Genomic DNA, 7,000 nt, shown 5'->3' on the forward strand with positions numbered 1-7,000 from the left:
ACTGACAGCAGGCTGTTGCCGCTGCTGGCGCTGGCGTCGTCGAGGTCGATCAGGGTCACGGTATTCATCGCTGTGAACTGGAAGGAGTTGATCGCCCCGAGTATCGCCAGTTGCACCAGCAGCAGCCAATAAGGCGTCTGCTCACTGACCAGGCCCATGCTCGCCAGCATGATTCCCAGCGCCAGGGTGTTACCGGTCAGCACGATGCGGTAACCCAGGCGCTCGATCAGCGGTCGCGCGATCGACTTGGCGAACATTGCCGCGGCGGCCAGCGGCAACATGCTCATCCCGGCCAGGGACGGCGAGTAGCCCAAGGCGACCTGTAGCAGCAATGGCACCAGAAACGGCAGGGCKCCGCTGCCAAGCCGGGCGAACAGGTTGCCGAGAATGCCCACGGCAAAAGTCCGGGTCTTGAACAGCGCCGGTGCGAACAACGGATTGTCGATATGCCCGGCCCGCAGCCAATACGCCGCCAGGCACGCCATACCGCCAAACAGCAGCAACATCACCCGCAAATGCGGCAGGTGCAGCTCACCCAGGCCTTCCATGGCAATGGTGATCAGCACCATCGCCGCGCCGAACAGCAGGAAACCCAAACCATCGAAACGCGTGCGCTCAGAGCCGCGCAGGTCCGGGATGAATTTCCAGACCGCGTAGCAACCGACCAGCCCGACTGGCAGGTTGATCAGGAAGATCCAGTGCCAGGTCAGGTATTGCACCATCCAGCCGCCCATGGTCGGGCCGATCAGTGGCCCGAGCAGGCCGGGAATGGTGATGAAGCCCATGATCCGCACCAGCTCCGAACGCGGGTAAGCGCGCAGCACCACCAGTCGCCCGACCGGCAGCATCAATGCGCCGCCCAGCCCCTGAATCACTCGGGCGCCGACCAGCATGGTCAAGGTGCTGGAGAGCGCACAGAGCAGAGAGCCGAGGCTGAACAAGAGGATTGCGCCGAAGAAGATTTTCTTGGTGCCGAAGCGGTCAGCGACCCAGCCCGATGCCGGAATCAGCAAGGCGACCGTGAGCATGTAGGCGATGATCACGCCCTGCATGCGCAGTGGGTCTTCTGCCAGGTCGAGGGCCATGGCGGGCAGGGCGGTGTTGAGGATGGTCCCATCGAGGGACTGCATGAAAAACGCAATCGCCACCACCCAGGGGACCCAGCGGGCGGTGATTGCATCAAGAGCCGGAAGGTTGGGCATGGGACCTCTTGTTTTGGAGATGAAACAATCCGCGAGAGCAATGGCGATCCCGTAGCAGCTGCCGCAGGCTGCGTTCGGCCGCGAAGCGGTCGTGAAACCTGACAACCACATTTCTTCAGAGGAAACGCGGTTGCTGATTTTGCGAGGACTCCGTCCTCGAACGCAGGCTTCGCCAGCTGCTACGGATCGTGTTTACAGGGTCAACGTCAGGCGGCTGACCAGCGCTCCGGGCAATACCGCCGAGGCCGTGGCCCGCTGGCTGTAGGTGCTGGGCGACAAAATCAGCTCACGCTCACTCGTCAGTGCTTCCAGCTGCGAACCGAGCAGGCTGTAGGCGCTGTCATCGAAGCGCATGGTGCTGACCGGTGCCTGAATCTCGCCGTTCTCGACCCAGAAGGTCGCGAAACGGGTCATGCCGGTCAAGCGTGCGGCCGGTTGATCCGAGTAGTTCAGGTACCATAGGTTGCTGATGTACAAACCGGTGCCGAGTTGCTTGAGAATCTCGGCTTCCGGCAACGCACCGGCGGCCATGTTCAAGGCACTGGGCGACTCGCCGCCACCGGCACCGTTGGCAGTCAGGCCGTATTCGGCGGCGCTGCGCGAACCCACCAGCCGCTCTCCCGCCTTGCCCGCAACGATCAACCCGAGATCACTGCGCGGGTAGCCTTCGCCGGAAAACGCCGGGCTCAGGGAACCACTGACTTTTTCATCCAGCGAGAGCAAGGGGCTGAAGGTGCTATCACCTGCGTAGAGTTTTTGCAGCGGGCTGCTTTTGCTGGCAATCGACTGCGCGGAGAACCCCCCCCAGCAGAGCATGCCGACGATCTCTTCCAGCGCGGCCGGTGCCAGATAGGCGCGGTACTGACCCGGCGCCAAGGTACGCAGCGGCCGTCCCAAAAACTCCAGCTGCTCGCGGGCCTGCTGGAAGCGTTTGGCGAAACCTTCGCTGTTCCAGTCGTGCCCGGCGTAGCTGGCTTTCACCGCTTGGCCGTTGGCGTGGAACAGGCTGAAGTCGAAATTGAAGCTGTTGGCCTGATGCCAGCCGAAGGCGCCGGACGAACTGGCGAACCCTCGGCTGATCGGCCCGGCGGCGTAGAAACCGACGAGGTCGAGCCCTTCGGCGGCGCGGGCGATTTCGGCGACCACCTGTTCGGTGTCCGGCAACGGGTGGTCCTGCACGTTCTTGCTCTGCCAACCCGTGTGGTTGAGCAGCAGATACGGATCCTGCGGTAACAGCGGCAGGGTCTCGCGCAGCTGTTGCAGGCCTTCGGCCAGGCGCTGAAGGTCGACCTCGGAATCACCGGCGAGGGTGATGTTCAGGTCCGCGTGCCGACCGTCATTGATCAGTTTGAAGCCGACGCTGGCCTGCTGGACCTGGCCGGCCTGACGCACCTTGGCGTGGTTGAAGCGCACGAACGCCGACGATTCGGCGGCGTAGCTCAGGGTGAACTGCTCAGGCTCGCGCACCGCGCTGCGCAACCAGGCCACCAGTCCTTTGAATTGCTCGACCTGACTCAACGTCGTACTCATCAGGCGTCTCCTCCAAACACATCAATGTTGCTGAACACGCAGGCCGGCGAGGCGTGGCCGACGCGGATCACCTGGTTCGGTTCGCCCTTGCCGCAGTTCGGCGTGCCCAGCACCTTGAAGGTGCTGGTGTCGCCAACGGCGCTGAGGTTGCGCCAGAACTGCGCAGAAATACCCCGGTAGTTCGGGTTTTTCACCACGCCTTTGAGTTCACCGTTTTCAATCAACTGGCCCCACTCGCAGCCGAACTGGAATTTATTCCGTGCGTCGTCAATTGACCATGAGCGGTTAGTCGACATCAGCACGCCGTGTTCAATGCCGCTGATCAACTGTTCCAGCGACTGGTCACCGGGCTCGATGTTGAGGTTGGCCATGCGGTCGATGGGCGGACGGTTCCAGCCGCAGGCGCGGCTGTTGGCGACGCCGTCGAGGCCGGCGCGATATTGCGACAGCGCACCACCCAGCGGACGGATCAGCAAACCCTCGCGGATCAGGAATTGTTTGCTCGCCGCCGTGCCGTCGTCGTCATGGCCGTAGCTGGCGAGCTGCTCGGGAATGTCCGGGTCGAAGGTCACGTTGAGCAGTTCGGAGCCGTATTGCAGGCTGCCGAAATCGCTGGTTTTGACGAAGCTGGTGCCGGCGTAATTGCGCTCGTCGCCGAGGATGCGGTCCAGTTCCAGCGGGTGGCCGATGGACTCGTGGATCTGCAGCATCATCTGGTCCGGCATCAGCAGCAGGTCGCGTTTGCCTTGCGGGGTGTTGGGCGCCAGCAGCAATTGCAGCGCCTGGTCGGCAACGAGCGGGCCGGCGCCGATCAGGCCGCAGCGGCTGATTACGTCTGCGCCGCCTTGCTGACCGAAGTTTTCGCGGCCCAGGCTGCGGGTCTGGCTGTCGTTGCCGTCGTAGGCGGTGGCATCCAGCCCCGGGTAGACGAAGCGTTGCGCCTGACGCAATTCGGCGCCGGCGCTATTGAGGTAGATCTGTTCGACATGGGTGATGCCGATACTGACCTGCCAGTTCACCAGTCGCTCGTCCTTGGGCACGGCAGCGGATTCGGCGCCGAGCAGTTGGTAGCAATCGCTGAGGGACGGGAAGGGTTGTTCAAGGTTCGGTGACAGGTAATCGGCGCGCTCGCTGGAAACCGGCTGCTGGCGCAGGTCGAGCAGGGCATGGGCGGCAATCGAACGGGCCTGTCGTTCGGCGCGGTCGAGGGCGGCTTGCAGGCCGGATGGCGACAGGTCGTTGGTCGCGGCATAGGCTTCGACGCCATTGACCCGTGCAGTCAGCATCGCGCCTTCGTCACGACTCAGGCTTGGAGGCTCGGCAACGTTTTTGCGTACCGACAGGTACTGACCCGACTCGCGCACATAGCGCAGCGAAAAAAACTCGGCGCCCGTGCGCAAGGCAGCGAAGCGCTGCTTGAGCTGGGGGTGGAAATCGAACATTGGAGAACCTCCTTGTGAGTGGCTGCGACCTCAAGGGCCTCATCGCGAGCAGGCTCGCTCCCACAGGGTTTGCGCAGTTCTTGTGGGAGCGAGCCTGCTCGCGATGCTTGTGGCGGTTAAACCGGGCAACCCTTGGCGCGCAGGATGGCGTCAAACCGATCCGGGTCCAGCGTTCCGGCTTCGATAGCCGCAAGCGTAGCCTTTTCGCGGGCCAGCAGGTCGTGGCAACGCACCAGCAGCTCTGGCAGTTCGCTGCGCGAGGCAGCTACCACGCCGTCACCGTCGCCAATCATCAGGTCACCAGGAGCAACCAGCATGCCGGCGCAGGAGATCGGTACGTTGATTTCGCCGCCACCGTCGGTGCTCGGGCCACGGTGTACGCCGCCGATGGCGTAGGCCGGCAGTTCACCGGTTTGCCACTCGTCGAGGTCATGCAGGGCACCATTGATCACCACGCCGACGATCCCGGCCTTGAGGGCCATGGCACGCATGATGCCGCCGAACACGGCGCGGGTCAGGTCGGCGCTGCCGTCGATCACCAGCACATCGCCCGGGCGGGCCATCTGCATGGCTTTGAGGATCATCAGGTTGTCACCGGGGCGCACGCGAACCGTCAGCGCACTGCCGAGCATCGGCGCATTGCCGTGGAAGGCTTTCAAACCCAGGCCACCGACGTTGCGACCCAGGCAGTCGCTGACGGCGGCGGCGGGGATCTTGCTGAATTCCTTCAGCCATTTCGGATCGAGGGGTTCTACGTTGGGGTTGATCAGGTAGCCGGTGGGCCATTTGCTCGAAGACACGACATCAAACATGAGTAAGCCTCGTGGCCAGCCAGGTGGCGGCTTGTCGATGGGGGCGGGGGGGTGAAACGTTTGCGCGGTGACTAGAGTAGGCCTGCGCGGGGGGTGGGATCAAGGGTGAAGCGGTGTGGGAAGGATTTACGCCGTGTGAGGTGTCGACCGGCGAATACCCTCGCGGACAAGCTTCGCCGTGGCGTGCCCGCGATGTATCCGGCCCCAGAAAATGCGCCGTGTTTAACGGGCTAGTTCCAGCCATGCAGGTACGCGTTTGCCATCCAGTAAATCAACAAGCACGCGAGAAAACCGGGCAATATTTTTTTTGTTTTCGCAACAATGATAAATATACCAATCAGCAACGCAATTTTTAATGCATCCAGCCCCTGGAATTGCTGCAGCAAACTGACGGCATCCAGTTTGTTGAACGCCGTTTCGTAAATGATCACGCCCAGCATCGCTTGCGCGCTATAGCTGATAAATCGATAGAGCGAGCCTTGAGTGTTGGTCAGCGCAGGATTATTTTTGAATGCAAATGGCAAGGCTCTGAAAGCGAAGGCCGTGAGGGCGGAGAATCCAATGAGTAGCCATATTGTCATTGTGCTGATGCTCCAAGTGCAGTGCGACCGTTGTCGATCAATACCACCAGTCCACCAATGACAAATGGCGTGATCAACAAGTTGTAGTTTCCGAAGAGATAAATAAGCAGCGGCGCGCCAATAAAGCCAAACCAATAACTGGATACGTCGTAGTAATGTGGCCACTGCTTGGCGGCCAATGCGGTAAATTGGAGAGGTAGCAGTATGGTCATCAATGCGTGAATGGCGGGTGAGGTGATATGTGCTCCCGTGGCGAATCCTATGTAAGTGCATGCAATCGATACCGAAAATATGGGTAATCCAATGCCAATTAAGTAAATGAATGAATGGTCGGTGCATCGCTTGAAACGTGTAATGCATGCGGTAAATGTTGACGGTGTTATCAAAATCAATGAAGCCAGAATTTTGGCTGTCGACGTGCTTCTGATATGGGGTGCCAGCGTCGATGAAAGCAGTGCAAAACGAGCATTGAGCACCAAAATGACCGGAATCAATATCCAGCCATCTTGGTAGCTTTGCATAAGCAGAAATTGCAATGGGGTGGAAAATATCAATAACGTCGTCGCCAGTGTCTGGCTCAATGACAACGATTGAGTAGCCCCCAAAATGCCTATGGACACATACAGGAAGATGAACGCGACCCCGAAGGTGATGGAGTCGCGCAAACCTTCTTTAAGCACGTTCGTCGCCGATAAGTGCAAGCCCGGATTGAGAGCGCTCATCAGTTGGATGTCCGGGTGCAGGTGTTTTCACTCAGCAAGTAGTACTGTTTTCTGGGGCCTTTGCTGCGAAACAGCAGGCGGGGTGTCGTTGCAAAGGTCGAAGTGTTTGCCTGCTTTCGAACTTCGTCCGTGCTGATGTTCAGCATCGTGCGTGCGTGCATTATTTTGTGGTTGGCGATGATCAGGAATGTGCCTGTCTCGGCCGTTGAAACACTGTGCTTTGCGCTCGTGAGGCCTGCCCGTATTTTGTCCAGCACCTGCTGGCCGCCGTTGACCGCGCGCATTCTTTCACCGTTATTCGCATCAATACGAAAATCCAGAGAAAACCGATAGCCATAGACGTCTGAATAGTCGACGACATTGCGGATACGCTCTTTGAAGCCCTCGACGTTTTTACCCGAAATAAAGGCCGCTTTCATCGTGAGCAGGGTTTGAATTTCCTCATCCGTCAGGTGACTGAGCACATCACTCGGGAAATAATACGCGGTGGGTGTTTTTGTAGTATCGCGACACACCGTCAATGCCAGATAATCTACGTTCAGGTGTTCATACAAATCGTCTGAATGCGGTGTGATGTCGCCATGACCGTTGCCCCACTCCCGATGTTTTTCTGCTGCCGGTTTCAGGTACAGGGCTTTGTGTTCTTCGTATTCATATTTAATGTCTGTCAGGTGAAATAGATCCGCCAGTGCCTCATGCACCGTCAGGGCC

Annotated in this window: 7 protein-coding genes; all 7 read right to left on the bottom strand. The window is 59.7% G+C overall.

Features of this window, described 5'->3' with window-relative positions; genetic code table 11:
- The coding region (mdtD, locus tag AC1DH9_RS17785; RefSeq protein WP_477808512.1) for a multidrug transporter subunit MdtD at positions 1-1,202 on the bottom strand (1,202 nt) is incomplete at its 3' end.
- A 192-nt stretch (positions 1,203-1,394) separates the two neighbouring features.
- Entirely contained in the window at positions 1,395-2,732 is a 1,338-nt protein-coding gene (locus AC1DH9_RS17790) for a TldD/PmbA family protein (RefSeq protein ID WP_427545126.1), read from the bottom strand.
- Complete coding sequence (locus AC1DH9_RS17795) at positions 2,732-4,174, bottom strand: TldD/PmbA family protein (protein ID WP_427545124.1); 1,443 nt, start codon at positions 4,172-4,174, stop codon at positions 2,732-2,734. The genes AC1DH9_RS17790 and AC1DH9_RS17795 overlap by 1 nt, the downstream gene beginning before the upstream one ends.
- A 116-nt stretch (positions 4,175-4,290) precedes the next feature.
- A complete protein-coding gene (locus AC1DH9_RS17800; RefSeq protein ID WP_427545122.1) occupies positions 4,291-4,986 on the bottom strand; it encodes an RraA family protein in 696 nt (231 codons plus the stop codon).
- 230 nt (positions 4,987-5,216) lie between these two features.
- Entirely contained in the window at positions 5,217-5,567 is a 351-nt protein-coding gene (locus AC1DH9_RS17805; protein ID WP_427545120.1) for an AzlD domain-containing protein, read from the bottom strand.
- Positions 5,564-6,289, bottom strand: a complete 726-nt coding sequence (locus AC1DH9_RS17810) for an AzlC family ABC transporter permease (RefSeq protein WP_427545119.1) — start codon at positions 6,287-6,289, stop codon at positions 5,564-5,566. The genes AC1DH9_RS17805 and AC1DH9_RS17810 overlap by 4 nt, the downstream gene beginning before the upstream one ends.
- The coding region (locus AC1DH9_RS17815) for a hypothetical protein (protein WP_477808513.1) at positions 6,289-7,000 on the bottom strand (712 nt) is incomplete at its 5' end. The genes AC1DH9_RS17815 and AC1DH9_RS17810, both read right to left, overlap by 1 nt.

It is taken from the genome of Pseudomonas sp. 05T35 (assembly GCF_056396605.1).

Excerpts from the sequence above, each read along its gene's own strand:
- AC1DH9_RS17790 (WP_427545126.1), bottom strand. The coding sequence starts at position 2,732 with ATGAGTACGACGTTGAGTCAGGTCGAGCAATTCAAAGGACTGGTGGCC.
- AC1DH9_RS17795 (WP_427545124.1), bottom strand. The coding sequence starts at position 4,174 with ATGTTCGATTTCCACCCCCAGCTCAAGCAGCGCTTCGCTGCCTTGCGC.
- AC1DH9_RS17800 (WP_427545122.1), bottom strand. The coding sequence starts at position 4,986 with ATGTTTGATGTCGTGTCTTCGAGCAAATGGCCCACCGGCTACCTGATC.
- AC1DH9_RS17805 (WP_427545120.1), bottom strand. The coding sequence starts at position 5,567 with ATGACAATATGGCTACTCATTGGATTCTCCGCCCTCACGGCCTTCGCT.
- AC1DH9_RS17810 (WP_427545119.1), bottom strand. The coding sequence starts at position 6,289 with ATGAGCGCTCTCAATCCGGGCTTGCACTTATCGGCGACGAACGTGCTT.